Below are 25,314 nucleotides of genomic sequence, written 5' to 3'. Positions count from 1 at the left end.
CAAAGACCCACGAAACGTCCATGTCCGCCCCCATCGACGCCAAGCCCGCCTGGATGCCTCACCAGCCGGCAGACCGCATCCTCTCCACGCTCAAGACCCGTGGCGCGCTCGGCATTCCCGACATCGCCAAGGTGCTGGGCGTCACGGTGGAAGCGGTGCGCCAGCAGATGGCCAAGCTGGAGACCGAAGGCCTGGTCGATGCGGAAAGCCGCCCGAGCGGCCGCGGCCGGCCGACGCAGATCTGGCGGCTCACCGGCGAAGGCCACAAGCGCTTTCCGGACACGCACGCCGAGATGACGGTGCAGATGATCAGCGCCGTGATCAGCGTGTTCGGCCAGAAGGGCATGGACCAGCTGATCGATGCGCGCGAGAACACCATGCGCACCACCTACACCGAGGCGATGCGCGGCGCGCGCAGCCTCAAGACGCGGCTGGAGCGGCTCGCCGAAATTCGCAGCCGCGAAGGCTACATGGCCGAATTCCGGCCCGAGGGCGACGGCTTTCTCTTCATCGAGAACCACTGCCCCATCTGCACCGCGGCACAAGCCTGCACGGGCTTTTGCCGCAGCGAACTGCAACTCTTCGACGAAGTGCTGGGGCCCGAAGTGACCGTCAGCCGCGTCGAGCATGTGCTCGCGGGTGCGCGGCGCTGCGCCTACCAGGTCAGCCCGAAGCCCCGCGACTGACTCAACACCGAACAACGATTTACCCACAACCGACCGAAAAGGAACCACGATGGAACACAAGCTCCCACCCCTGCCCTACGCCCTCGATGCACTGGCACCCGACTACTCGCAGGAGACCCTCGAGTACCACTACGGCAAGCATCACAACGCCTACGTGGTGAACCTCAACAACCTGCAGAAGGGCACCGAATTCGAAGCCCTCACGCTGGAAGAAATCATCAAGAAGGCCAGCGGCGGCATCTACAACAACGCGGCCCAGATCTGGAACCACACCTTCTTCTGGAACTGCATGAAGCCCCAAGGCGGCAGTGCACCGACCGGCGCGCTGGCCAAGGCCATCGACGCCAAGTGGGGCAGCTACGACGCCTTCAAGGAAGCCTTCGTGAAGTCGGCTGTCGGCAACTTCGGTTCGGGCTGGACCTGGCTCGTGAAGAAGGCCGACGGTTCGGTGGACATCGTGAACACCGGCGCCGCCGGCACGCCGCTGACGACCGCGGACACCGCACTGTTGACCGTCGACGTCTGGGAACACGCCTACTACATCGACTACCGCAACCTGCGCCCGAAGTTCGTCGAGACCTTCCTGGCCAAGCTGGTGAACTGGGACTTCGTCGCCAAGAACTTCGGCTGATCGATCAGCCGTTGATCAGGTTCAGGATGTTCCCATCGGGGTCCTTGAACCACGCGACCTTCATGTCGCCCATGACATGGAGGTCGCCTTCGAGCTTCGTATCGGGCATGTCGTAGTGCTCGAAGCGCACGCCCTTGGCCTTGAGCGCCGCGGCGAGGCGCTCGATGTCGGCACCGACCTGCCAGGTCACGGCCGTCGCCTGGTTCGTGCCGGCGAACGCCGAGCGGTACACGTTAATGCGCGTTTTGCCGCTGCCGTAGACAACGACTTCGTCGCCCTCCGAATCGACCTGCGCGAGGCCCAGCGTGTCTTCGTAGAAACGGCGGGCCACCGCGAGGTCTTTCACCGCGAGGTTGGCCACCGCATCGATGTTTCCGAGCATGGTGTCTCCTTTGTGTGGATCGATATTTCATGTTCGGCGCCGAAACCGCCCTGTCAAGTCGCCGCCGTCTGATACGGGACCCATCGCGAACCACGAAAACAGCGCCGCGCCACTTCCGGCACACTGCACCCTCGGTGCAGTGAGGCCAAAAGGCCTCCATCGCCTCTGCTGCAACCCCGATTCGTTCAGACCAAGAGACAAACCCATGATCCGCAAACTCACCCGCACGCTGGCCCTTGCGCTGGCGCTCCCCCTGGCTTTTGCCGCCGTTGCCGTGCACGCGCAGAGCTACCCCACCAAGCCCATCCGCATGATCGTGCCCTTCCCGCCCGGCGGCGGCACCGACATCCTGGCGCGCCTGGTCGCGCAGAAGCTCACCGAGGCTAACCACTGGACCGTGGTGCCCGACAACCGCGGCGGTGCCGGCGGCACCATCGGCATCGCCGAAGCCGCGCGCGCCGCGCCCACGGGCTACGACATCGTGATGGGCCAGAAGGACAACATGGTCGTCGCGCCCTGGCTCTACAAGAACCTGAGCTACAACCCGGTGAAGGACCTCACGGCCGTGGCTCATGTGGCCTACACGCCGGTGGTGATCGTCACCCAGGCCAACTCGAAGTTCAAGACGCTCGACGACGTGGTGAAGGCCGCGCGCGCCGCGCCCGACACCATCACCTACGGCTCGCCCGGCAACGGCACCACCATCCACCTGGCCGGCGAGATCTTCAACAGCGCCGCCAAGATCAAGATGCGCCACGTGCCCTACAAGGGTTCCAACGCGGCCATGATGGACGTGCTCGCGGGCAACGTCGACCTGATGGTGTCGTCGGTGCCCTCGGCCATGGCGCAGATCAAGGCCGGCAAGCTGCGCCCGCTGGCCGTCACCTCCGCCAAGCGCAGCACCTCGCTGCCCGAGACGCCCACCGTCGCCGAGCTCGGCTACAAGGGCTTCGACGTGAGCACCTGGTACGGCATCTTCGTGCCGGCCGGCACGCCCAAGGACATCGTTGCCACGCTGAACACCGAGGTCAACAAGCTGCTGGCCACGCCCAAAATGAAGGCCGCCATCATCGGCCAGGGTGCGGAACCCGAGAGCATGACGCCCGACCAGTTCGGCGCGCTGCTGAAGACCGACTACGAGAAGTGGAAGGGCATCGTGCAAGCCTCGGGCGCGACCATCGAATAAGCCTCGCAGTCGCAGAATGGTGTCTCCACAACGGGCCGCGACGACGGCATGGAGACACCGATGGCATTTCTTCGCGAGAACTCACGCACCCTGCTGCTGAAGACAACCGCCCTGGCAGCGGTTGCCGCTTTCATTCAGGGCTGCGCGCAGACACCGGCCCAGCAGCCTCCTTCCGAAGCCACCATCGCCGCGCACGTTGCGGCGGCCACGCGCGATGCGGGCACCGACCTCGTACCGCTCCTGGACCTCTGCAAGCCCGCGCCCGCCGCGCAGCCGCCACAGGCCGAGCTGGACAAGGGCCTCAAGGCGCTCATCGACAAGCCCGCGCCGCCGCCGGGCCAGGCCTTCGACAACCTCTACTTCGTGGGCGCCGACTGGGTGAGCGCCTGGGCCATCAAGACCTCGGACGGCATCATCCTCATCGATGCACTCAACAACCAGATGGAGGCGGCCGCGCTCATCGAGGGCGGCATGCGCGGGCTCGGCCTCGACCCCGCGCAGATCAAGTACGTGGTCGTCACGCACGGCCACGGCGATCACTACGGCGGTGCGCCCTACCTCGCGCAGAAATACCGCGCCCGCGTGGTGATGAGCGAAGCCGACTGGACGATGACCGAGACGAAGCTCGAATTCGCGACGCCCGTCTGGGGCGCACCGCCCAAGCGCGGCGCGGGCGATGTGTCGGCGAAGGACGGCGATCGCCTCACGCTGGGCGACACCACCGTCACGCTGTACATCACGCCGGGCCACACCATGGGCACGATCTCGCCGGTGTTCGACGTGACCTCGAATGGCCAGAAGCACCGCGCCATGCTCTGGGGCGGCACCGCCTTCAACTTCGGCAAGAACGTGCCGCGGCTGGGGAGCTACATCGATGCGACGCGACGCATGGGCACGGTGGTGCAGGCGCAGAAAATTGACGTGCTGCTGTCGAACCATTCGGCCATCGACAGCTCGCAGGCGCGGCTGGCGACACTGCGGCAGCAGCAGCCCGCGGGCGCGGCCAATCCGTTCGTGATCGGCACGCCCGCGGTGTCGCGTGCGTTGAATGTGATGGGTGAATGCGCGCAGGCGCAGCGGGACAGGTTCGTCTTGCAGTGATGCTGTCTTGCTCCTTCCCCCTCTGGGGGAAGGTTGGGATGGGGGCAGACGGCGTTTGATACGCCGCCGATGCTTGATACGCCGCTTGCCCCCACTCCTACCCTCCCCCAAGCGGGGGAGGGAGAAATACCTGGGACTCAGTCAGGCACGAACTTGGCGTTGAAGATATCCACGTCCGAGGCATCCTCGAACGTCGCCACCTGCCCCATCTTCCCGTCGCTCATCCTGCACGCCGAGAACAGGCTGAAACGCCCCTTGAAGTAGAACTCGTCCATCACGATCAGTGCGTACGGGTACGGCACGAAGACCTGGTGTTCGAAGATGACGCGATGCACGTTCCTCGGCGACGGAAAGAGCTTGTAGTCGTTGGTGTCGATCGACTTTGCGGTGGCCATGGTCGTGCGCGCTTTCGGTGTTGAGGGCGTTCAGGCCGGGTCGCGCACGTCGGCCACGGGGTTCGTGCCGAAGTCTTCGCGTGCCAGGTACTTGAGCACCTTGGCAGCAGCGGTCGCGGGGCTGTCGAGGCGACCGTCTTCCTTCATGCTCACGAAGCGCGTGCGGTCCGGAAAGTTCTCGGCCGATGCGCCGCGCAGTTGCACCTGCATGTCGGTATCGATGATGCCGGGCGCGAGCGAGACGATGCGCGCGCCGTTCGGTGCGGCCGCTTCCTCGAGCGCCACGGCCTGCGAGAAACGGTCCATGCCGGCCTTGGCCGCGCAATAAGGCGCCTGGCTGCCCATCGCGTTGCGGCCCAGGCCCGACGAGATGTTCAGCACCTTGCGCGCGCCGCGCCATTCGCGCGTGGCACCGAGGAAGGCGGCGGTCAGCAGCATCGGCGCTTCGAGGCCGATGCGCAGCGCCTGTGCCAGCTCGGCCGGCACAGCGCTCGCGAGCGGCGCGGGGTTGCCGACGGTGCCGGCGTTGTTGATGAGGGTCACGCTGTCGAAGCGTTGCGCATCGAGGGTCTTGAGCCAGGCCGACACGCGGGCCGATGCGGCAACGGGGTCGGACAGGTCCTGCTCCCACTGCGTGAGTTCGGCGTCGGCCGCCTTGGCGACCTCGATCAGTTGCGCATCTTGCTTGCGCGAAATGCCGAGCACCACGTGGCCTGCTTGCAGCAACTGTTCGGCCATGGCACGGCCCAGGCCGCGCGAGGCACCGGTGATCAGGGTGAGGTGGGAAGCGGCAGCGGTCATCGGGAAAGTCTTTCTTGAACGAAGGCGGGGAGGTTAAGGGGTATCGAAAAGCCTTGGGGCTCAACCGGTACGGAATTGCTTGCGCAGGAACGCGCGGTGCCGCGCGATGTGCTGCAGCTGCGCGGGCGCGATGGTGCCGCCGAGGTCGACTTCGTCCGCGCCGTTGAGCACCGCATTGGCGTTCGTCATCGCACGTGCGACGACTTCTTCTTCGCTCACGCCGAGCTGCGCCGCGAGGTCGAGCGCCACGCGCCGCATGGCGCGCTGCGAGAGCATCCACATCGCGCCGAAGCGGTCCCACGCGAGTGCGGCTTCTTCGGCCTTCTCGCGGTCCGCGAGGATCTCGTTGAGCGGCTTGGCAAGGATCGCGTCGAGCGCATCGATCTTCTCGGTCAGCGCCTCGTTGCATTCGATGGCCTCCTGCAGCGTCGGCCCGGTGTCGTCGGCCTTCGCCTTCGGCACATCGGCCGGTGGAATGAAAGCCGCTTCCGCATTCGCGGGCACGACCTGGAGCTGGTCTTTGAGGGTCATGAGGTTTCCGTTTCCGCCGAGGCGTTCTTCTTGTTCGACATCGCGCTTACGCGCAGGCCCGGCAGGTCGAGCACGCGCAGCCCGCCGTACTCCACGCGAATCAGCCCCTGCGCCGAGAGCCCGTTGAGCGCCTCGTTCACCCGCTGGCGAGACAGGCCCACGAGATACGCCAGCTCCTGCTGCGTGATGCGCAACACCTCACCCACACCGGGGTACAACACCGGGTTGAACAGCGACACCAGGTTGCGCGCCACGCGCGCGTCGGGGTTGTTGAGCCGGTCGATCTCCAGCGCCGCGATGAACTGGCCGAGCCGTTCGTTGAGCTGGTTCATCACGAAGCGGTTGAAGCCGATGGAGTGATCGAGCAGCCAATGAAAGCTCTCGATCGGCAGCCCCGCCACCACGCTGCGGCGCAGCGCCTGGATGTTGTAGCGGTAGGGCTCGCGCTTCATCACCGTGCCTTCGCCGAACCAGCCGCCGGGCGGCACGCCGGTGTAGGTGACGGAGCCGCCATCGGCGTTGTCGTTGCTCATCTTGAGGAGCCCCTCGACCACGCCGAACCAATAAGTAGGCGAGCGGCCGACGCGGCAAACAAGGTCGCCGGGCTCGGCCTCGCCCACCACCAGCGCGGCCTCGGCGCGTCGGCGCTCGGCGGGCGTGAGCGTGGGCAGCCAGGGAATGCCGCCGAGCTCCGCGGCATTGGCGGGACGCACGCGGTCCTTGATCGAATTGCCAAGCGTGCCGAGAGGACTCTGGTTGAGGTTGCCATGAGGCATCGGGAAACTCCGGGGAGTAGTGTCCCTAGGATTGTCGTTGGAACGACAACCGGGCGTCAAAGTGGGACCTACGATCCGCCCACTGTGCAAACAACCGCCCCCACCTTCCCCCGTCTGCTGCTCGCGCACGCCCAGGCCCAGCCCGAGTCGCCCGCGGTGCGCGAGAAAGACCTCGGCATCTGGCAAACCTGGAACTGGAACGCCGTGGCCGAGGAGGTGCGCGAGATGGCTTGCGGCCTCGCGAGCCTCGGCTTCAAGCCATTCGACAACCTCGCCATCGTGGGCGCCAACCGGCCGCACCTGTACATGGCGGTGGTCGCGGCGCAGAGCCTGCGCGGCGTGCCGGTGCCGCTCTACCAGGACGCGGTGGCCAGCGAGATGGTCTTCATGCTGCAGGACGCGGCCATCGACTTCGTGATCGTCGAAGACCAGGAGCAGGTCGACAAGCTGCTCGAGTGCCGCGAGCTGCAAAAAGACCAGGCGCATGGCATCTGCCACATCATCTACGACGACCCCAAGGGCCTGCGCCACTACGACCAGCCCGGGCTCATGAGCTACGAGCAGCTGCGCGCGCTGGGCCGCGAGTTCGACAAGGCCAACGTCGGCTACTACGACCGCGCCGTGGCGAGCGGCGAGGCCACCGACGTCGGCGTGATCCTCTACACCTCGGGCACCACCGGCCGCCCCAAGGGCGTGTGCCAGACGCATGCGAGCTTCATCGCGGCGGGCCGCGGCGGCGTGCAGACCGACCGGCTCGGCCCCGGCGACAACATCATGAGCTACCTGCCGATGGCGTGGGTGGGCGACCACCTGTTCTCGGTGGCGCAATGGCTGGTGGGCGGCTTCACGCTCAACTGCCCCGAGTCGGCCGAGACGGTGATGAACGACATGCGCGAGATCGGCCCGAGCTACTACTTCGGCCCGCCGCGCACCTTCGAAGGGCTGCTCACTGCGGTGTCGATCCGCATGGAAGACGCGGCGGCTCCGAAGCGCTGGCTCTATGCGAAGTTCATGGCGCTCGCGCAGCGCGTGGGCGCCGACATCCTCAACGGCGCGCCGGTGAGCACGGGCGACCGGCTGATGTATGGCCTCGGCAACCTGTTGATCTACGGACCGCTGCGCAACGTGCTGGGCATGAGCCGCATCCGCGTGGCCTACACGGCCGGGGCGGCCATCGGCCCCGACCTGTTCCGCTTCTACCGCTCCATCGGCGTGAACCTCAAGCAGTTCTACGGCCAGACCGAGACCTGCGCGTACGTCTGCCTGCAGCAGGACGGCAAGGTCAAGCTGCAGACCGTGGGCACCGCCGCGCCGGGCATCGAACTGAAGATCGCCGAAGACGGCGAAGTGCTGGTGCGCGGCGTGTCGGTGCTCAAGGAGTACTACAAGCGCCCCGACGCCACCGCCGAGGTGCTCGATGCCAACGGCTACTTCCACACCGGCGATGCGGGCGTGCTCGACAGCGAAGGGCACCTGCGCATCATCGACCGCGCGAAGGACGTGGGCCGGCTCGTGAGCGGTGCGATCTTCGCGCCCAACTACATCGAGAACAAGCTCAAGTTCTTCCCGCAGATCAAGGAAGCCGTGTGCTTCGGCAACGGCCGCGACGAAGTCTGCGCCGCCATCAACATCGACTTCGAAGCCGTGGGCAACTGGGCTGAGCGCCGGGGCCTGGCCTATGGCGGCTACGTCGACCTGGCCGGCAAGCCCGAGGTGCTGACGCTGATTGCCGAATGCATCGGCAAGGTCAACGCCGACCTCGCGAGCGAAGACGGCATGGGCGAGACGCAGATCGCGCGCTTCCTCGTGCTGCACAAGGAGCTGGACCCCGACGACGATGAGCTGACCCGCACGCGCAAGGTGCGGCGCGGCTTCATCGCGGAGAAATACGCGGTGCTGGTCGAGGCGCTCTACGGCGGCAAGACCGAGCAGTACATCGAGACCCAGGTCAAGTTCGAGGACGGACGCACGGGCGTGGTGAATGCCACGCTGAAGATCGTCGAAGCCAAGACCTTCCCCATCGTGAAGGCAGCGGCATGAGCTCCCGTAAAACAGGCGAGGTCATCCTCGACGTGCAGAACATCAGCTTGAGCTTCGGCGGCGTGAAGGCGCTGACGGACATCAGCTTCAACGTGCGCGAGCACGAAGTGCGCGCCATCATCGGCCCGAACGGCGCGGGCAAGAGCTCGATGCTCAACTGCATCAACGGCGTGTACTGGCCGCAGCAGGGTTCCATCACCTTCCGCGGCCAGACCTTCAAGCACATGAACTCGCGCCAGGTGGCCGAGATGGGCGTGGCGCGCACCTTCCAGAATCTGGCGCTCTTCAAGGGCATGAGCGTGCTCGACAACATCATGACGGGGCGCAACCTCAAGATGAAAAGCGGCCTGCTCGCACAGGCTTTCCGCTGGGGCCCGGCCGAGCGCGAAGAGTTGCGGCACCGCGAGTTCGTCGAGCACATCATCGATTTCCTGGAGATCCAGGCGCACCGCAAGACACCCGTGGGCCGCCTGCCCTACGGCCTGCAAAAGCGCGTCGACCTCGGCCGCGCGCTCGCGATGGAGCCGCAGGTGCTTCTGCTCGACGAGCCGATGGCCGGCATGAACGTCGAAGAGAAGCAGGACATGAGCCGCTTCATCCTCGACGTGAACGACGAGTTCGGCGCGACCATCGTGCTCATCGAGCACGACATGGGCGTGGTGATGGACATCTCCGACCGCGTGGTGGTGCTGGACTACGGCAAGAAGATCGGCGACGGCACGCCGGACGAAGTGCGGAACAACGAAGACGTGATTCGGGCTTATCTGGGTGTGGAGCACTGACGCCATGCCAAACCTGATCCTGATGCATTGCTCCTTCCCCTCCCGGGGGAAGGCTGGGATGGGGGCACGACGGCCCTCGCTACAGAGCCGCGCCTCATCGAGCGCCGCGTGCCCCCACCCCAACCCTCCCCCGGAAGGGGAGGGAGAAAGACAAAGAAACTGACCATGGGCTTTTTTCTTGAAACCCTCTTCGGCGGCCTCATGGTCGGCATGCTCTATTCGCTGATCGCCATCGGCTTCGTGCTGATCTACAAGGCCTCGGGCGTCTTCAACTTCGCGCAGGGTGCGATGGTGCTGTTCGCGGCGCTGGCGATGGCACGGTTCTCCGAGTGGTTTCCGCTGTGGTTCGGCTTCCAGAGCCTCATCCTCGCGAACATCCTGGCCTTCATCGCCGCGATGGCGGTGATGGTCGTGGTGGCTTGGCTCATCGAACGGCTCGCGCTCAGCAAGCTGGTGAACCAGGAAGGCATCACGCTCCTGATGGCCACGCTGGGCATCGCCTACTTCCTGGACGGCGTGGGCCAGACGATCTTCGGCAACGACATCTACAAGATCGACGTGGGCATGCCCAAGGAACCGCTGATGGTGCTCGAAGGCACCTTCCCCGGCGGCCTGCTGCTGAGCCAGGAAGACCTGGTCGCCGCGGCGGTGTCGGCCGCCCTCGTGGTGGTGCTGGCCATCTTCTTCCAGAAGACCGCGACCGGCCGCGCGCTGCGCGCGGTGGCCGACGACCACCAGGCCGCGCAGTCCATCGGCATTCCGCTCAAGCGCATCTGGGTGATCGTGTGGTCGGTGGCCGGCTTCTCGGCGCTGGTGGCCGGGATCATCTGGGGCTCGAAGCTGGGCGTGCAGTTCTCGCTCTCGCTGGTGGCGCTGAAGGCTCTGCCGGTGGTGATCCTCGGCGGACTCACCTCGATCCCGGGCGCGATCATCGGCGGCCTGCTGATCGGCGTGGGCGAGAAGCTGTCTGAAATCTATCTCGGCCCCATGCTCGGTGGCGGTATCGAGATCTGGTTTGCCTACGTGTTGGCGCTCGTCTTCCTGCTGGTTCGGCCCCAGGGCTTGTTCGGCGAAAAAATCATTGATCGGGTCTGAGCCATGTTCTATAGAGAAAACGGCCAGTTCAAGTCGAGCTACAGGGCCGACCAACAGATCCTCCCGATCGCGCAGGACCGCATCGCGATGCTGGTGCTGCTGCTCGTGGCTTTCATCGTGGTGCCGCTGGGCGTGTCCGACTACTGGATGCGCGCCATCCTCACGCCCTTTTTGATCCTGTCGCTCGCAGCGCTCGGCCTCAACATCCTGGTCGGCTACTGCGGCCAGATCTCGCTGGGCACCGGTGCCTTCATGGCGGTGGGCGCATACGCGGCCTACAACTTCCAGGTGCGCATCGACGGCATGCCACTCATCGCCTCACTGCTGCTGGGCGGCCTCTGCGCGACGGTGATCGGCGTGCTCTTCGGCATTCCGAGCCTGCGCATCAAGGGCCTGTACCTGGCGGTCGCCACGCTGGCCGCGCAGTTCTTCACCGACTGGGCGTTCCTGCGCATCCAGTGGTTCACCAACAACTCGTCGTCGGGTTCGGTGAGCGTGGCGGGCCTCAATGTGTTCGGCGTGCCGATCGAGTCGCCGGTGCAGAAGTATTTGTTCTGCCTCCTCTTCGTGGTGGTGTTCGCGCTGCTCGCCAAGAACCTGGTGCGCAGCGCCATCGGCCGCGAGTGGATGGCGATGCGCGACATGGACGTGGCCGCCGCGGTGATCGGCATCCGCCCGGTGTACGCCAAGCTCACGGCCTTTGCGGTGAGCAGCTTCATCGTCGGCGTGGCGGGCGGGCTGTGGGGCTTCATCCACCTGGGTGCGTGGGAGCCGGCGGCGTTCAGCATCGACCGCTCGTTCCAGCTGCTTTTCATGGTGATCATCGGCGGGCTCGGCTCGATCATGGGCAGCTTCTTCGGCGCCGCCTTCATCGTGCTGCTGCCGCTCTTCCTGAACCAGTTGCCCGCGTGGCTGGGCTTCTCGATTTCGACCGCGCTGGCCTCGCACCTGGAGACCATGATCTTCGGCGCGCTGATCGTGTTCTTCCTGATCGTCGAGCCGCACGGCCTCGCGCGGCTGTGGTCCACGGCCAAGGAAAAGCTGCGGCTCTGGCCCTTCCCGCACTGACAACGCATTACCAAAGTTCCCGTTCGTTCGTTCGCAAAAACCCGGCACCGAGGTGCCCACAAAAGGAGACAGGCATGAAACTGAAATCGCTCGCTCTGACCGCCGCCCTGGTGGCCAGCACCCTCGGCGCCCTGCTCGCGCCATCGCTCGCGCAGGCACAGGCCAAGGAGCAGTTCTTCCCGCTGCTGGTGTACCGCACCGGCCCCTACGCGCCCAACGGCACGCCCTGGGCCAACGGCAAGCAGGACTACATCAAGTACGTCAATGCCACCGGCGGCATCAACGGCGTGAAGATCACCTACGAAGAGTGCGAGACCGGCTACGCCACCGACAAGGGCGTGGAATGCTACGAGCGCCTGAAGGGCCGTCCGGGCGTGGCGCTGTTCGATCCGCAAGCCACGGGCATCACCTTCGCGCTGACCGACAAGGTGCCCACCGACAAGATCCCGCTGATCACGCTGGGCTACGGCCTCTCGGCTTCGCAGGACGGCGGCGTGTTCAAGTGGAACTTCCCGCTGATGGGCAGCTACTGGACCGCGGCCGACATCCTGATCCAGCACATCGGCAAAAAAGAAGGCGGCATGGACAAGCTCAAGGGCAAGAAGATCGCCCTCGTGTACCACGACTCGCCGTTCGGCAAGGAGCCGATTCCGCTCTTGCAGGAGCGCGCCAAGCAGAACGGCTTCGAGCTCTCGCTGATCCCCGTGACCGCGCCCGGCGTGGAACAGAAATCGGCCTGGCTGCAGGTGCGCCAGTCGCGCCCCGACTTCGTGCTGCTGTGGGGCTGGGGCGTGATGAACTCCACCGCGCTCAAGGAGGCCGTGGCCACGGGCTACCCGCGCGAGAAGATGTACGGCGTGTGGTGGGCCGGCGCCGAACCCGACGTGAAGGACGTGGGCGCCAACGCCAAGGGCTACAACGCGCTCGCGCTCAACACCTCGGGCACGCAGCCCAAGGTGATCCAGGACATCCTCAAGCAAGTGCACGACAAGGGTCAGGGCACGGGTCCGAAGGAAGAAGTGGGCTCGGTGCTCTACACGCGCGGCGTGATCATCCAGATGCTGACCATCGAGGCCGTCAAGCGCGCGCAGGAACGCTTCGGCAAGGGCAAGGTCATGACCGGCGAGCAGGTGCGCTGGGGCATGGAGAACCTCGCGCTCGACCAGAAGAAGCTCGACGCGCTCGGCTTCTCGGGCGTGATGCGTCCGGTGAGCACTTCGTGCCAGGACCACATGGGCTCGACCTGGGCGCGCGTGCACACCTGGGACGGCGCCAAGTGGGGTGGCATGTCCGAGTGGTACGAGGCCGACGAACAGATCATCAAGCCGATGGTGAAGGCCGCCGCCGACAAGTACGCCGGCGAGAAGAAGCTGACGCGCCGCGAAGCGGCGGATTGCCAGTCTTGATGCGCTGAATGTGCCGTGGCGGCTCGCAAGAGCCGCCATTCGCAAGGACGGCAGCACTGCTGTCCTTGCGAATGCTTCGGACCACACCATGAGCGAACCCAACATCCTTCTCAACGTCAACGGCATCGAGGTTATCTACAACCACGTGATCCTCGTGCTCAAGGGCGTGTCGCTCACCGTGCCCGAAGGCGGCATCGTGGCGCTGCTCGGCGGCAACGGCGCGGGCAAGACGACCACGCTGCGCGCGGTGAGCAACCTGCTTGCGGGCGAGCGCGGCGCGGTGACCAAGGGCACGATCGAGTTGCGCGGCGACCGCATCGAGGCGCTGTCGCCGGCCGAGCTGGTCAAGCGCGGCCTCATCCAGGTGATGGAAGGCCGCCACTGCTTCGCCCACCTCACGATCGAAGAGAACCTGATGACCGGCGCCTACACGCGCACCGACGGCAAGGCCGCGGTGCAGCAGACGCTGGAGAAGGTGTATGCGTATTTCCCGCGCCTGAAGACACGGCGCACCTCGCAGGCGGCCTACACCTCGGGGGGCGAACAGCAGATGTGCGCCATCGGCCGCGCGCTGATGGCCAACCCGACGATGGTGCTGCTGGACGAACCCTCGATGGGCCTCGCGCCGCAGATCGTCGAGGAGGTGTTCGAGATCGTGAAAGACCTCAACACCAAGGAACACGTGACCTTCCTGCTGGCCGAGCAGAACACCAACATGGCGCTGCGCTACGCCGACTACGGCTACATCCTGGAGAACGGCCGGATCGTGATGGACGGTGAGGCGAAGAGCCTGCGCGAGAACGAGGACGTGAAGGAGTTCTACCTTGGCGTCGGCGGTGCTGATCGCAAGAGCTTCCGTGATGTGAAGAGCTACAAGCGGCGCAAGAGGTGGCTGGCTTGACGGGTCGATGCGCCCCCACGAACCCGACATCCGCCTGGCGGAAGAACCGAACTGAAAGATGAAGGGTACGGACATGACCGACCACTACGACAAGCTCGAAATCCGTGACCCCGCCGAACGCGAGCGCGACCTGCTCGCCGCATTGCCGAAGCAGATCGCGCAGGCACAGACAGCCACGTCGGCGTTCAAGAAGATCCTCGACGGCGTGAAGCCCGCGGACGTCACGACGCGAGACGCGCTCGCCAGACTACCGGTCACGCGCAAATCGGAATTGCTCGACCTGCAGAAGCAACGCCGCGCCGACGACCCCTTCGGCGGCTTCGCATCGATCGTGCGCGGTGCGCGCATGCCGCGCATGTTCGCGAGCCCCGGCACCATCTACGAACCCGAAGGCGAAGCGCGCGACTACTGGCGCACCGCACGGGCATTGCATGCGGCGGGCTTTCGCAGCGGCGAGCTGATCCACAACAGCTTCAGCTACCACATGACCCCCGCCGGCTCCATCATGGAGAGCGGCGCGCGCGCCATGGGCTGCACCGTGTTCGCGGGCGGCACCGGGCAAACCGAGCAGCAGCTCGAAGCCATCGTCGACCTCAAGCCCGAGGGCTATGCGGGCACGCCGAGCTTTTTGAAGATCCTGCTGGAGAAGGCCGAAGAAAAGGGGCAGAAGCTGCCCTCGCTCACCAAGGCCCTCGTCTCCGGCGAAGCCTTTCCGCCGAGCCTGCACGACTGGATCGCCGCGCACGGCGTGAAGGGCACGCAGTGCTATGCCACCGCCGACCTCGGCCTCATCGCGTACGAGACCAGCGCCCGCGAAGGCCTCGTCATCGACGAGGGCGTGCTGGTCGAGATCGTGCGACCCGGCACCGGCGACCCGGTGCCCGATGGCGAAGTGGGCGAGATCGTCGTCACCAGCTTCAACCCCGACTACCCGCTGGTGCGCTTCGGCACCGGCGACCTCTCAGCCGTGCTCGCGGGCACCTGCCCCACCGGCCGCACCAACAAACGCATCAAGGGCTGGCTCGGCCGCGCCGACCAGACCACCAAGGTGCGCGGCATGTTCGTGCATCCGTCGCAGGTGGCGGAGATCGCGCGGCGCTTTCCCGAGATCGTGCGCGCGCGCCTGGTGGTGTCGGGCGAGATGGGCGACGACCAGATGACCTTCAGGCTCGAATGCACCGGCACGCCGGCCGGGCTCGATGCGCGCATTGCCGATGCGGTGCGCGAAGTGACCAAGCTGCGCGGCACCATCGAGCTGGTGGTGCCGGGGACGCTGCCGAATGATGGCAAGGTGATCGAGGACGCGCGCAGCTACAAGTAGCGGCGGTACTTGCGGCGCAGGGCAGCGCGCACCAGCAGCACCGCCAGCGCCATGTAGAGCAGCGCGAACACGGCGACGAAGGCGATCAGGCCGGCGACGTCGCCCAGGACGGACGGGAACCGGATCGCCAGCACCAGCCATGCGAGTCCGGCGAGGATGCAGATCACCTGCAACTGCACGAAGGCCGAGACAGACGCCGCCACGGCGCGGAAAGGGCGGGCCCGCGAGAGACCGGCCCCCACCCCAACCATCCGCCGAAGAACGCCAATGCAAAGGCCACGGGTGGCAACACGACCCAGCCCAGCACGAGCGCCGTGTCGTTCATCAGCCGCACCGCATCGGTCCACTGGCTCGCGATCACGACGCTCCATGTCTGCAGCGATGCGAACACGGCGGCGACCAGCAGCGCCACCGCGCGGCGCGGCGATGTCGTGATTGCGATCTCGGCGTCGTTCGCGGCAGCGTCGGGCGGCGCCATCGCTGGCACGACACGGCCCCCCTTTCGCAGGGCGAACCAGGCGGCGCACCACACGCCCAGCACCAGGACGGCCAGCTGGATGGTCGGCCAGATCAGCACGGTCCACGAGCGCATGGCGTGGATGTCGGAAGGCTCCTGCAGCGAACCGCCCGGCATGAAGAGCAGTTGCTGCAGCCGGTAGAGCAACGGGCTCAACGCAAAGATGTTCACGACCTGCACCACCAGGTACGCCAGCGCGAAGCGGCTGCCCGGATTGAGAATGCGCGCCAGGCTGCCGGCGCCCCGCTCCTCGAGCGCGTTGCGCGCGTGGCTCCAGGCCAGGGCGGCGGCCAGCAGCCAGGCCATCGCGGCGTGAGAGAGCATCGGGATCCACATGCCCGGCCTCGCGTAGAGGCTGCGCACCGTTTCGCTGGCGATCAACATCGGTACCAATTGCACCAGCGTGCTCGAAACGAACAGGGCTGCGTGGATGAGCACGGTGAGCCAGGCGAAGTCTCGGGGCAGGCGCTGTGCGCGCTCGTGTGAAGAAGACGGTGCGGCCATGGAATTTCTTTTGCTGTGCTGCCGAACGACGGCCAGGTGATCGAGGAGGCGCAGGGCTACAGGTCACGACGATAGAACCGGCGCATGACGACAGCCCCGATCACCACCACCAGCACGATGTAGACCAGCACCACTGCCACGAAGGCAACGAGGCTCCCGAGGCCGTGCAACCTGCCCATGGAATTGCTCGTCGCGACGAACGTCCCTACCGCGGCGATGACAAAGCTGCTCACCTGCACCAGGACAAAGGTCGAGACCGAGGCGGTCACGGCCCTGAAAGGCCGCGCGAGCGGCAAGCCGGGCCGCGTGCCGAGCCAGGCGCCCCAGAACGCGATCGCAAAGGCCACCAACCACGGCAGCACCAGGGTGAGCAGCAGCTTCGGGACGCCGTCGTTCGAAGGCGCCACCGAGTTCGTGATGAGGAGGCCGCTCCAGAGATGGAGCGACGCGAACACCGCGGCGAACACCGTCACGCCGGCTCGGCGGGGCGCGGCGCCTGCGACCTCGACCGCCGCATCGCCTTGCGCACCCACCGTCGCGACGTGGCCGCGGCCCAACGCGATGCGCGCCGCGAGCCACAGGCCCAGCACGAGCACGACCAGCCGGCCGATCCACTGGACCAGCAGGGCCAGGCCGATCGCAAGGAAAGGCGAGAACTCGAGCCAGCCAGGGCTGCCGAAGAGAAACCTGAACCGGGGGAACAACTGGCCCAGCACGTAGTAGTTCAAGACCACCACGAGCGCGCACACGATGCCGAAGCGCAGCCGCGCACCCTGCGCCAGCGCCACGTTGGCCACGCCCCGTCTTTCGAGCGCGTTGCGTCCATGGCTCCATGCCAGCACGGCAGCCATCGTCAAGGGCGCCGCGAGGCCGGCCAGCGTCATGATCCAGACGTCCGGCCGCGCGAAGGCGCTGCGCAACTGCTCGGAATGCTCCGTCCCTGGCATCAGCATCACGGCCGTGCCGATCACGAACATGGCCAGGTCCAGGCCCGCCGCGATGAGCGCGAAGTCGCGGGGCAGGCGCAATGCACGCGCTTCGTCAGAAAGGTTCGCTGTCATAGGAGTACTTTCGCCTTGCGTCATGCACGCCGCGGCCGGCATGCGTAGAAGGCGAGGGTACTGGATGACGGCGCGCGCCTTCCGTCTCAGTGCGCGAGCGCGGCTTCGGCCTCCTCGGGCGCGGGGCCCACGTACACCGACTGCGGACGAATGAGTCGCCCCTTCTTCACCTGCTCGCGCGCATGCGCCACCCATCCGCTCACGCGGCCGGCCGCGAACACGCAGGTGAAGCTCTCGCGACCGAAGCCCAGCGCTTCGAGCAGCAGCGCGGTGTAGAACTCGACGTTGGTTTCCAGCGCGCGGTCGGGCTTCTTCTCGCGCAGGATCGCGAGCGCGGCCTGCTCCGCGGCCTCGGCCAGTTCGAAGCGCGCGGCGTTGACGCTGCCCTCCACGCTCAACCGGCGCAGCGCACCCTTGAGCGCATCGGCGCGCGGATCGCGCACGCGGTAGATGCGATGGCCAAAGCCCATCAGGCGCTGGCCGCTGGCCACCGCGCCTTCGAGCCAGTGGCGCGCATTCGCAGCAGTGCCGATGGCATCAAGCGCGTCGAGCACCGGGCCGGGCGCGCCGCCGTGCAGCGGGCCCTTGAGTGCGCTGATGCCCGCGAGCACGGCCGATGCCAGACCCGCACCCGTGGAAGCGACCACGCGCGCCGCAAAGGTCGAGGCGTTGAGGCCGTGGTCGCACACGGTGACGAGGTAGGTGTCGAGCGCGGCGGCCTGCGCGGCCGTGGGCGTGCGGCCGTGCAGCATGCGCAGCATGTCGGCGGCATAGGGCAGCGACTCGTCGGGCGCGAGGGCCTGCACGCCGAGGCGCCAGCGCATTACAGCCGCCGTGTAGACAGCGGGGGCAGCGATCAGCCGCAGCGCCGTAGCGAGGTCATCGCCATCGGGCAGCCGCGCGAGCAGCGCGCGCACCGCTTCGATGGGCGGCATCTTGCGCAGCATTGCGTCGTCGTTGGGCTGCAGGCGCTCGAAGGCCTCGCGGCGTGCGCGGCCGAGCGCGCTGCGCAGGGCCGCTGCATTGGGCACGGTGTCGAAGAAGCCCTGGAACAGCAGCGCCACCACGTCTTCATAGCGCCAGCGCTGCGCAATCTCGTCGAGCTGATGGCCGCGGATCACCAGCCGGCCGGCCGCGCCGTCCACCTCGGACAGCACCGTGTGCGCGGCCACCACACCTTCAAGGCCGTCATCGTCGTTCATCGCTTCGTACTCCTGGTTTTTCACGATGACGTTGATTCTGGCGAGGCTAATATTGACGTCAATCTTGATCCATTCCATCAACATGACCAAGGCTCCCCTCTGGCTCCCCGCCGCCGAAGCGCTCGAACTGATGCAGGTGCGCCCGCAGACGCTCTACGCGAGCGTGAGCCGCGGCCGCATCCGCGCCAAGCCCGATGCGACGGACCCGCGCCGCAGCCTCTACCACCGCGACGACGTGCAGCGCGTCGCGGCCCGCACGCGCGGGCGGCGCAGCAGCGAGACGGTAGCGAGCGAGGCCATCCAGTGGGGCGAGCCGGTGCTTCCCTCTGCGGTATCGACGGTGGCCGAAGGGCGGCTCTGGTATCGCGGGCAAGACGCCTGCGAGCTGGCCGGACACGCCACGCTCGAAGATGTCGCGGGCCTGTTGTGGGAGAGCGCGCCACCGCGCTTCGTGGCCACGGGTTCCGGGCCGGTGCACGCGAAGGCCGCGACGCCGTTGCAGGCTGGCTTGCTCGCACTCGCCGCGCGCGCCGCCACCGACCCGCCTTCGCGCGGCCGTTCACGCAGCGTGCTGCAGGCCGAGGCGGCCGATGTGATCGGCACGCTCGCCGATGCGCTGCTCGGTCCGTCGACCTCGCGAGCGGCGCACCTGCACACGCGGCTGGCGGCCGCATGGCGCCGTCCGCGCGCGGCCGACGTGCTGCGCCGCGCGCTCGTGCTGATGGCCGACCACGAACTCAACGCCTCGACCTTCGCGGCGCGCGTGACCGCCTCCACGGGCGCATCGCTCGCGGCCTGCCTGCTCACGGGCCTCTCCACGCTGACCGGGCCCTTGCACGGCGGTGCCGCGGCGGCCGTGCAGGCCTTGATGCGCAGCGTCTCGACGCTCGGCAGCGAAGCCGCGGTGCGCGAATGGCTGGCGCACGACCGGCCGCTCGCGGCCTTCGGGCACCCGCTCTATCCGGCGGGCGATGCGCGCTGCACCGCGTTGCTCGAGGTCATCGAATTGCCGCCGGCTTTCACGTCGTTGCGCGCCACCGGCGAAAAACTGCTGGGCGAAGCGGCGAACATCGATTTCGCGCTGGCCGCCATGGCGACGGTGCACAAGCTGCCGGCCGATGCGCCGCTGATGCTGTTCGCGCTGGCGCGCACGGTCGGCTGGACGGCGCACGTGCTCGAACAGCAGGCCACGGGACAACTGATCAGGCCACGCGCCCGCTACACGGGGCCCGACATCGCGCGCTGAGCGCCGGTTACTTCCGGCAGGCGACCGGCAGGGCCTTGGCGGGCAGGCCGTCGCCGGCCGTGCAATGCCATTCGACGCCGTCGTCGATGCCCGCGGGCACCATGCGCAGCGTGCCCTTGGTGGTCTCCACTTCCAGCACCATCGTGTCGGGGTCGAGCTTCAGGGCCGAACCGTCGGGCAGGGTCTCGGGCGCACCGGCGGCTTCGAGGGAGTCGGGAATCTCCTGCTTCTCCTTGTAGTAGGTGCCGAGCGCCTCGCGCACGGGCGCAGCCTGGAACCATGCCTGCGAGACGACGGCGCGCGATTGGTACTCCTGGTAGGCCGGAAGGGCCACGGCTGCCAGGATGCCGATGATCGCCACGACCATCAGCAGCGCCAGCGCGCCGCCGCCCGCGCGCCCGGTGTTGGGCACGAAGATCGCGAGCACGTAAGCCAGCGGGTTGCGGCCCGGCAGCTTCGCGGCCGGATCGATGGCGCGCGCCACGCGCTTGGTGAGCCACGGGTAGCCGCCGATCAGCTCATGGAACGAAGCCCAGAAACCGCTGTTGCCCGCCGACTGGTCGGCATAGCGCTGCAGGTCGACGTTGCGCCACTGCTGCGCGCCGGCGGCCAGCGCCACGAGCGCGCGGGGCGCCGAGTCGGGCTCCTCGCAGCAGGCGGCGCCGTGCAGGTCGCAGGTGTACTCCTGCGCACGCGAATAGGCCGCGCCGAGCAGCGGCAGCCAGAGCACCGGCATGCGCCAGATGTGGCCCGTGAGGTGGCCGCGCTTGATGTGGCCGAGCTCGTGGCCGATGTAGAAATTGATGCCGTCGGGCTGGGCTTCCATCGCATCCACCACGTCGGACAGCAGCACGACGAAATCGCGGCCGAAGAAGCGGGTGGCAAAGGCGTTGAAGATGCCGTCGCCGTGCAGCAGGTAGGCCTCGGGCGGGTTCTCGATGCCGAGGTAGCCGCAGCAGGCCTTGAAGCGCGCATGCAGCTCGGGCAGCTGGGTGGGCGAGAGCTTCACGGCCGTGCCCTTGATCCAGGCGATGACGGCCGACTGTGCGAACACATAGGCGATGAAGCCCAGCAGCACGTAGATGAGCGCGATGCCCAGGGTGCCGAGCACCAGCAGCCCCCAAATCAGCACGCCCAGGCCGAGCGTGATGTTGCCGAGCCAGCGCTCGCGCGGGTAGACCAGTGGATCCATTGGAATTTCCTCCTCGATGCGACCCGTGCGGGTTCGCGTTGTTGTGGCTTTTCTCGCGCCTCCCCGGCGCGGTCTGCGAGGGTCGATCATGCCGCACGAGGGGTCGATTCAGATACGAACCTAAGGGCTATTGGGGATAGGTCAGTCGGTAGTCAGCCTATAAGATCGCGGCCGATTTTCCAACTCAACCGTCCCGGAGACTTCATGAAGAAATTGCTTGCCCTTACCGCGATCGCCGCTGCCGCCGTCGGCGCTCACGCCCAGGATTTCCCCGCAGGCAAGACCGTCACGCTGGTGGTGCCTTTCGCGGCCGGCGGCCCGACCGACCGCGTCGCGCGCGACCTGGCCGAAGCCATGCAGAAGACGCTCGGCACCACGATCGTGGTGGACAACACCGCCGGCGCCGGCAGCTCCATCGGCACCGCCAAGGTGGCGCGCGCCAACCCGGACGGCTACACGCTGCTCTTGAACCACATCGGCATGTCCACGATGCCGGCGCTCTACCGCAAGCTGCCGTTCAACGTCGAGACCGACTTCGAGTACCTCGGCATGGTCAACGAAGTGCCGATGACGCTGATCGGCAAGCCTGGCCTCCCCGCCAACAACTACAAGGAACTGACCACCTGGATCGCGGCCAACAAGGGCAAGATCAACCTGGGCAACGCCGGCCTGGGCGCCGCCTCGCACCTGTGCGGCCTCCTGTTCCAGAGCGCGATCAAGGTCGAGATGACGCCGGTTCCCTACAAGGGCACGGCCCCCGCCATCGCCGACCTGCTGGGCGGCCAGATCGACCTGCTGTGCGACCAGACCACCAACACCACCTCGCAGATCGAGGCCAAGAAGGTCAAGGCTTACGCCGTGACCACGGCCAAGCGCCTGACCACCCCCGCACTGAAGGACCTGCCCACGCTGGCCGAATCGGGCCTGAAGGACTTCGAGGTGTCGATCTGGCACGGCATGTACGCCCCCAAGGGCACGCCGGCACCGGTGCTCAAGAAGCTCAACGAAGCCATCCGCGCCGCCATGAAGGACCCGGGCTTCATCAAGCGTGAAGAGGCGCTGGGCGCGGTGATCACGATCGACAAGCGCGTCGAGCCGGCCGAGCACAAGAAGTTCGTCTCGGCTGAAATCGCCAAGTGGGGCCCGATCATCAAGGCCGCTGGCGTCTACGCCGACTGATCGCGCCACCGCCGCGACCAGCAGCCAAAAGCAGCCGCAAGGCCGCCTGCGCCCCCTGGGCCAGGCGGCTTTTTTCGTTATGCTGGCCGGGATTTTTCTTCCCTCCCCCCGCCCCCTTTTTTCACCCCTCCCATGCGTTTTCGCAGCGCAGCCTTTGCGGTCTTCCTGGCTTTGCTGGCGCACGACGGCATGGCCCAGCCGCAAACGCTGCTGTGGGTCTGGGACCGGCCCCAGCTTTTCTCCACGCTGCCCCAAGGCACGGGTGCGGCCTACCTTCATGCCACGGTGCAACTGAGCGGCGAGCGCAGCCGCACGGTCTGGCGCCAGTGGCCGCTGCGCATCACGCCCGACGCGGCCACCACCGTGATGCCGGTGATCCACGTCGCGCTCGACAACCTCTCGCCCTCGCCCGTCAACGATGCGCAGCGAGGAGCCATTGCTGCCGCCATCGAACATGCCTCAAAGAATGGGAACCGCTCGGGCTGGGTGCAGCTCGACTTCGAAGCGCGGCGCAGCCAGCGCGAAGCGTATGTCGCCCTGTTGCGGCAGTTGCAGCCGCTGCGTGCCGGCGGCGTGAGGCTCTCGGCCACGGCACTCGCCTCGTGGTGCATGAGCGATCCGTGGTTGCCGGCCGGCCTCGTCGACGAGGTGGTGCCGATGTACTTCCGCATGGGCGCGGATTCGGCGCACATCCGCCAACGGCTGCAGGCCGCGGGCACGGCCACCGTGCCGGCCTGCCGCGATGCGGCCGGGCTGCTGCTGGGCGAGCCATGGCCGGCACTGGGCGGCGTGAAGCGGCGCTTCGTGTTCCACACGGGCGCATGGAAGACCGAAGACTTCGAAAAAATCGACAACAGGGACGCACATCCATGACTTCTCCAATGCGCACTCTGCGCACCGGCCTTCGTCTGCTCGCGATCGCCGCATCGCTCGGTGCCGCGGCGGCGCATGCGAGCGGCGGTGGCGACCCCGTGGACCTGTTCTTCGACAGCACGCGGCCCGACCAGCCGGTGCGCGAATTCGTCGAGCGGCCCGCGGGCTACTACACCGACTACCTCGTGCCCTACCAGGTGCTCTGGTATTGGCGCCTGCGCGGGCAGGCGTTCTCTCCCGATGCGGTGCGCGCCTTTTCCGACCTGCTGGAGAAGCTGCCGCGCGAGGACAGCGGCATGGAAGGCGCCGATGCGGCCTGGACCGAATGGCAGCAGGCCCGCGCCGGCGCCTACGCGAAGCTGGGCCAAGCGCTGCCCGAGGGGTCGAAGGCCACCACGCCGCCTTCCGGGCGCACACCGCAGTGGAACGCCAATACCATGCAGGCGAGCCCCATCTGCCTCTACGGCGACGCCTTCCGCAATGCCACGAAGACGCTGACCGAGCGCCTGGCGCGCACGAACGGCGACAAGACGGCCGGCCCGCTCGTGCTGCACTGGCTGCGGGCGCAGGAAGTGGTGTTCTATGCCTGCGACAAGGAGCCCGCTCCGCTTCCCGCACTGCCGGCCGGCGCGCCCGCCTGGCTGCAGGCCGACCAGGCCTACCAGCAGGCCGCGTGGCGCTTCTACACGAACGACCTCGACGGTGCCGACGCCGCATTCGCGGAGATCGCGGCCGACAAGGCGAGCCCCTGGCGCGACCTTGCGGCGTACATGCGGCTGCGCGTGCTGGCGCGCCAGAACCCGGGCAGCGATGCATCGCCTCCGGACCGCGAGAGTGCCGGCAAGGAGAGCCCCGAGGCGATCAAGCAGCAGGCCGAGCTCACGAAGGTGGTCGACGCCATCGCGCTGCCGCTGCTGAAGAACCCGCGCCTGAAGGCGCTGCATCCCTCGGTGCACCGGCTGGCCGAGGCGCTGCGCATCCGCTACCTCACGCCCGCCACGCGGGTGCAGCGCCTGGCGGACGGCCTCAGGACCATCGGCACACCCGACGCGGCCGCCGCGAAACTCCTGCTGCTGAACCACGAGTTCCGCACTTGCGGGTTCTTCTACGACTGCGCGCACATCGGCCCGACACAGCCTTCCGACCTCGTTCAGTGGCTCAGCACGGTGCGCGGTTTCAACGGCCGCGGCAGCGACCGCGACCCGAGCGGCGACTGGCGCGCAACCCAGAGCTGGCGCCGCTACCAGCGCACGCACGAGCTCACATGGCTCATGGCCGCCGCGAGCCTGGTGCCGGTCGCCGGCACGGCCGACGACAAGCGCGAGGCCGAGCTGCATGCGGCGCTGGCCGCCGTGCCCGAAGACCACCCCGCGCGCTTCGCTGCCACCCAGTTGCGCGCACAGCGCCTGTTCGCGCTGGGCCGCTTCAAGGAGACGCGCGAGCTCGTCGCGGGCGCGGCCGATTCACCGCTGATCGCCCGCAGCCCCTCGGGGCAGAACTTCGTGAAGGCGCTGCTGCTGCCCACGGCCGCGTCGGAAGAGGAATGGCGCCGTCTGGCGATCCGCCCCGTGGTGGCGCGCCGCGACCCCGAGGCGACGGAGGCCAGGCCCAATGCGACACCGCTGGCCACCGACTTCGACGACGACGTGGTGCGCTTCCTGAACACGCGCGCACCGCTCCCGATGTGGCTGCGGCTCGCGGTCGACCCGGCCCTTTCCCCCGCGCTGCGCGACACGCTGCTGGAGACCGCCTGGACCCGCGCCGTGCTGGTGGAGGACTACGCCGCGGCGCGCAGTGCGGCCGAGTTGCGCATCGCCTCCACGCAGACCGCGACACAGAACGCGCCGGCCAAGGGCCCCGACGCCATCGCCGGCATCCGCCGTTCGCTCACGCTGGCCACGACCGACACCGCCGCCTGGCATCGCCTGCTGCTCGAGCGCATGGCCAGCGCCACCGAAACGCTGCAACCGCCGCACTGGCCCGACAGCAGCTGGTACGTGCGGCCTACGCCGCTCAAGCCCTGGGTCGCGTCCACCTACGACCCCAACACGGCCATCGGCAGCTACGGCAAGTGGTGCACCTCGCTGGGTCTGCCGGCCTCGGGGCCGAGGGCGGCGAGCCCGGCCGACTTCGAGATGCCCGCATTCCTGCCGCAGGAGGAGCGCACCCGGCAAGCGGCGCAGGTCGAAAAGCTGCGCGCCATCCCGCAGGACTCGATCTACTTCACGCAGGAGAGCCTGGCCCTGATGCAACGCAACCGCGCCGACCCGCTGGTGCCGCAGGCGCTGTCGGTGGCCGTGAAGATGGCGCGCTACACCTGCCAGGACAAGACGGTGGGCGACTGGTCGCGCAAGGGCCTGCAGGCCCTGCACGCGAACTATCCGAATTCGACCTGGGCCGCCAGCACCCCGTACTGGTTCGGCGGCCGCTAGCCGCAA

General features: G+C 67.3%; 25 protein-coding genes. 15 read left to right on the top strand and 10 right to left on the bottom strand.

Translation table 11 applies throughout. From position 1 onward, the window contains the following. The first annotated feature begins 20 nt into the window (after positions 1 to 20). Together NU688_RS27700 and NU688_RS27695 are read left to right on the top strand one after the other, a co-directional pair. Positions 21 to 686 (top strand): metalloregulator ArsR/SmtB family transcription factor, encoded by a 666-nt coding sequence (locus NU688_RS27700; RefSeq protein WP_257864055.1) that lies wholly within the window; start codon positions 21 to 23, stop codon positions 684 to 686. A 49-nt stretch (positions 687 to 735) separates the two neighbouring features. Further along, positions 736 to 1,317, top strand: a complete 582-nt coding sequence (locus NU688_RS27695; protein WP_257864054.1) for a superoxide dismutase — start codon at positions 736 to 738, stop codon at positions 1,315 to 1,317. Positions 1,318 to 1,321: 4 nt separating this feature from the next. Here NU688_RS27695 and NU688_RS27690 read toward each other — a convergent pair whose 3' ends face one another. Next, positions 1,322 to 1,699, bottom strand: a complete 378-nt coding sequence (locus NU688_RS27690) for a VOC family protein (protein ID WP_257864053.1) — start codon at positions 1,697 to 1,699, stop codon at positions 1,322 to 1,324. Positions 1,700 to 1,904: 205 nt separating this feature from the next. Between NU688_RS27690 and NU688_RS27685 the strand changes: the two genes are divergently transcribed. After that, positions 1,905 to 2,885, top strand: coding sequence for a tripartite tricarboxylate transporter substrate binding protein (locus NU688_RS27685; protein ID WP_257864052.1), 981 nt, complete (start codon positions 1,905 to 1,907; stop codon positions 2,883 to 2,885). Between the two features lie 60 nt (positions 2,886 to 2,945). Beyond that, positions 2,946 to 3,986, top strand: a complete 1,041-nt coding sequence (locus NU688_RS27680) for an MBL fold metallo-hydrolase (protein WP_257864051.1) — start codon at positions 2,946 to 2,948, stop codon at positions 3,984 to 3,986. Between the two features lie 137 nt (positions 3,987 to 4,123). Here NU688_RS27680 and NU688_RS27675 read toward each other — a convergent pair whose 3' ends face one another. From NU688_RS27675 to NU688_RS27660, 4 genes are read right to left on the bottom strand one after another with little or no spacing between them, the layout of a single operon-like run. Further along, entirely contained in the window at positions 4,124 to 4,381 is a 258-nt protein-coding gene (locus tag NU688_RS27675; RefSeq protein ID WP_257864050.1) for a hypothetical protein, read from the bottom strand. Between the two features lie 30 nt (positions 4,382 to 4,411). Further along, positions 4,412 to 5,182, bottom strand: coding sequence for an SDR family NAD(P)-dependent oxidoreductase (locus NU688_RS27670; RefSeq protein WP_257864049.1), 771 nt, complete (start codon positions 5,180 to 5,182; stop codon positions 4,412 to 4,414). Between the two features lie 60 nt (positions 5,183 to 5,242). Next, the gene (locus NU688_RS27665) at positions 5,243 to 5,713 is read right to left on the bottom strand and encodes a hypothetical protein (RefSeq protein ID WP_257864048.1); all 471 of its coding nucleotides are present in this window, start codon (positions 5,711 to 5,713) and stop codon (positions 5,243 to 5,245) included. Further along, positions 5,710 to 6,489, bottom strand: a complete 780-nt coding sequence (locus NU688_RS27660) for a Crp/Fnr family transcriptional regulator (RefSeq protein ID WP_257864047.1) — start codon at positions 6,487 to 6,489, stop codon at positions 5,710 to 5,712. Before NU688_RS27660 ends, NU688_RS27665 begins: the two co-directional genes overlap by 4 nt. An 84-nt stretch (positions 6,490 to 6,573) precedes the next feature. Between NU688_RS27660 and NU688_RS27655 the strand changes: the two genes are divergently transcribed. From NU688_RS27655 to NU688_RS27625, 7 genes are all read left to right on the top strand, one after another. Then, positions 6,574 to 8,529 (top strand): AMP-binding protein, encoded by a 1,956-nt coding sequence (locus NU688_RS27655; RefSeq protein WP_257864046.1) that lies wholly within the window; start codon positions 6,574 to 6,576, stop codon positions 8,527 to 8,529. Further along, positions 8,526 to 9,311: an ABC transporter ATP-binding protein gene (locus NU688_RS27650; RefSeq protein WP_257864045.1), complete on the top strand. Its 786-nt coding sequence runs from the start codon at positions 8,526 to 8,528 to the stop codon at positions 9,309 to 9,311. The genes NU688_RS27655 and NU688_RS27650 overlap by 4 nt, the downstream gene beginning before the upstream one ends. A 165-nt stretch (positions 9,312 to 9,476) precedes the next feature. After that, the gene (locus tag NU688_RS27645; protein ID WP_013544060.1) at positions 9,477 to 10,406 is read left to right on the top strand and encodes a branched-chain amino acid ABC transporter permease; all 930 of its coding nucleotides are present in this window, start codon (positions 9,477 to 9,479) and stop codon (positions 10,404 to 10,406) included. Positions 10,407 to 10,409: 3 nt separating this feature from the next. Next, positions 10,410 to 11,474, top strand: coding sequence for a branched-chain amino acid ABC transporter permease (locus NU688_RS27640; protein WP_257864044.1), 1,065 nt, complete (start codon positions 10,410 to 10,412; stop codon positions 11,472 to 11,474). Between the two features lie 74 nt (positions 11,475 to 11,548). Beyond that, positions 11,549 to 12,880, top strand: a complete 1,332-nt coding sequence (locus tag NU688_RS27635; protein ID WP_257864043.1) for an ABC transporter substrate-binding protein — start codon at positions 11,549 to 11,551, stop codon at positions 12,878 to 12,880. A gap of 88 nt (positions 12,881 to 12,968) precedes the next feature. Beyond that, the gene (locus NU688_RS27630; RefSeq protein WP_176661764.1) at positions 12,969 to 13,781 is read left to right on the top strand and encodes an ABC transporter ATP-binding protein; all 813 of its coding nucleotides are present in this window, start codon (positions 12,969 to 12,971) and stop codon (positions 13,779 to 13,781) included. Between the two features lie 73 nt (positions 13,782 to 13,854). Further along, positions 13,855 to 15,102: a phenylacetate--CoA ligase family protein gene (locus NU688_RS27625; RefSeq protein WP_257864262.1), complete on the top strand. Its 1,248-nt coding sequence runs from the start codon at positions 13,855 to 13,857 to the stop codon at positions 15,100 to 15,102. On the opposite strand, the gene NU688_RS27620 is transcribed toward NU688_RS27625, so the two are convergent. From NU688_RS27620 to NU688_RS27605, 4 genes are all read right to left on the bottom strand, one after another. After that, positions 15,093 to 15,305: a hypothetical protein gene (locus NU688_RS27620; RefSeq protein WP_257864042.1), complete on the bottom strand. Its 213-nt coding sequence runs from the start codon at positions 15,303 to 15,305 to the stop codon at positions 15,093 to 15,095. The two genes, NU688_RS27625 and NU688_RS27620, sit on opposite strands and share 10 nt — an antisense overlap. Further along, positions 15,266 to 16,123 (bottom strand): hypothetical protein, encoded by an 858-nt coding sequence (locus tag NU688_RS27615; RefSeq protein WP_257864041.1) that lies wholly within the window; start codon positions 16,121 to 16,123, stop codon positions 15,266 to 15,268. The genes NU688_RS27620 and NU688_RS27615 overlap by 40 nt, the downstream gene beginning before the upstream one ends. Positions 16,124 to 16,179: 56 nt before the next feature. Next, positions 16,180 to 17,184, bottom strand: coding sequence for a hypothetical protein (locus NU688_RS27610; protein ID WP_257864040.1), 1,005 nt, complete (start codon positions 17,182 to 17,184; stop codon positions 16,180 to 16,182). An 86-nt stretch (positions 17,185 to 17,270) separates the two neighbouring features. After that, positions 17,271 to 18,386: a citrate synthase/methylcitrate synthase gene (locus NU688_RS27605; protein WP_257864039.1), complete on the bottom strand. Its 1,116-nt coding sequence runs from the start codon at positions 18,384 to 18,386 to the stop codon at positions 17,271 to 17,273. 82 nt (positions 18,387 to 18,468) lie between these two features. Here NU688_RS27605 and NU688_RS27600 point away from each other — a divergent pair, with 82 nt between their 5' ends. Beyond that, positions 18,469 to 19,632 carry a citrate synthase gene (locus NU688_RS27600; RefSeq protein ID WP_257864038.1) on the top strand — a complete coding sequence of 388 codons (1,164 nt, stop codon included), beginning with the start codon at positions 18,469 to 18,471 and terminating at the stop codon, positions 19,630 to 19,632. Between the two features lie 7 nt (positions 19,633 to 19,639). Here the strand turns inward: NU688_RS27600 and NU688_RS34010 are convergent, their stop codons facing one another. Next, positions 19,640 to 20,824 carry a M48 family metalloprotease gene (locus NU688_RS34010; protein WP_308340334.1) on the bottom strand — a complete coding sequence of 395 codons (1,185 nt, stop codon included), beginning with the start codon at positions 20,822 to 20,824 and terminating at the stop codon, positions 19,640 to 19,642. A 204-nt stretch (positions 20,825 to 21,028) separates the two neighbouring features. On the opposite strand from NU688_RS34010, the gene NU688_RS27585 reads away from it, so the two are divergent. The 3 genes from NU688_RS27585 to NU688_RS27575 all read left to right on the top strand — a co-directional run bounded on the left by NU688_RS27585 (position 21,029) and on the right by NU688_RS27575 (position 25,308). Then, on the top strand, positions 21,029 to 22,003 hold the full coding sequence (locus NU688_RS27585) for a tripartite tricarboxylate transporter substrate-binding protein (protein WP_257864037.1): 975 nt from the start codon (positions 21,029 to 21,031) through the stop codon (positions 22,001 to 22,003). A 132-nt stretch (positions 22,004 to 22,135) separates the two neighbouring features. Further along, entirely contained in the window at positions 22,136 to 22,876 is a 741-nt protein-coding gene (locus NU688_RS27580) for a hypothetical protein (protein ID WP_257864036.1), read from the top strand. After that, positions 22,873 to 25,308, top strand: coding sequence for a hypothetical protein (locus tag NU688_RS27575; RefSeq protein ID WP_257864035.1), 2,436 nt, complete (start codon positions 22,873 to 22,875; stop codon positions 25,306 to 25,308). The genes NU688_RS27580 and NU688_RS27575 overlap by 4 nt, the downstream gene beginning before the upstream one ends. Positions 25,309 to 25,314: the final 6 nt, after the last annotated feature.

Source organism: Variovorax sp. ZS18.2.2, assembly GCF_024701975.1.
Classification (GTDB): domain Bacteria; phylum Pseudomonadota; class Gammaproteobacteria; order Burkholderiales; family Burkholderiaceae_C; genus Variovorax.
This window is presented reverse-complemented; position numbering and strand designations above follow the sequence as displayed.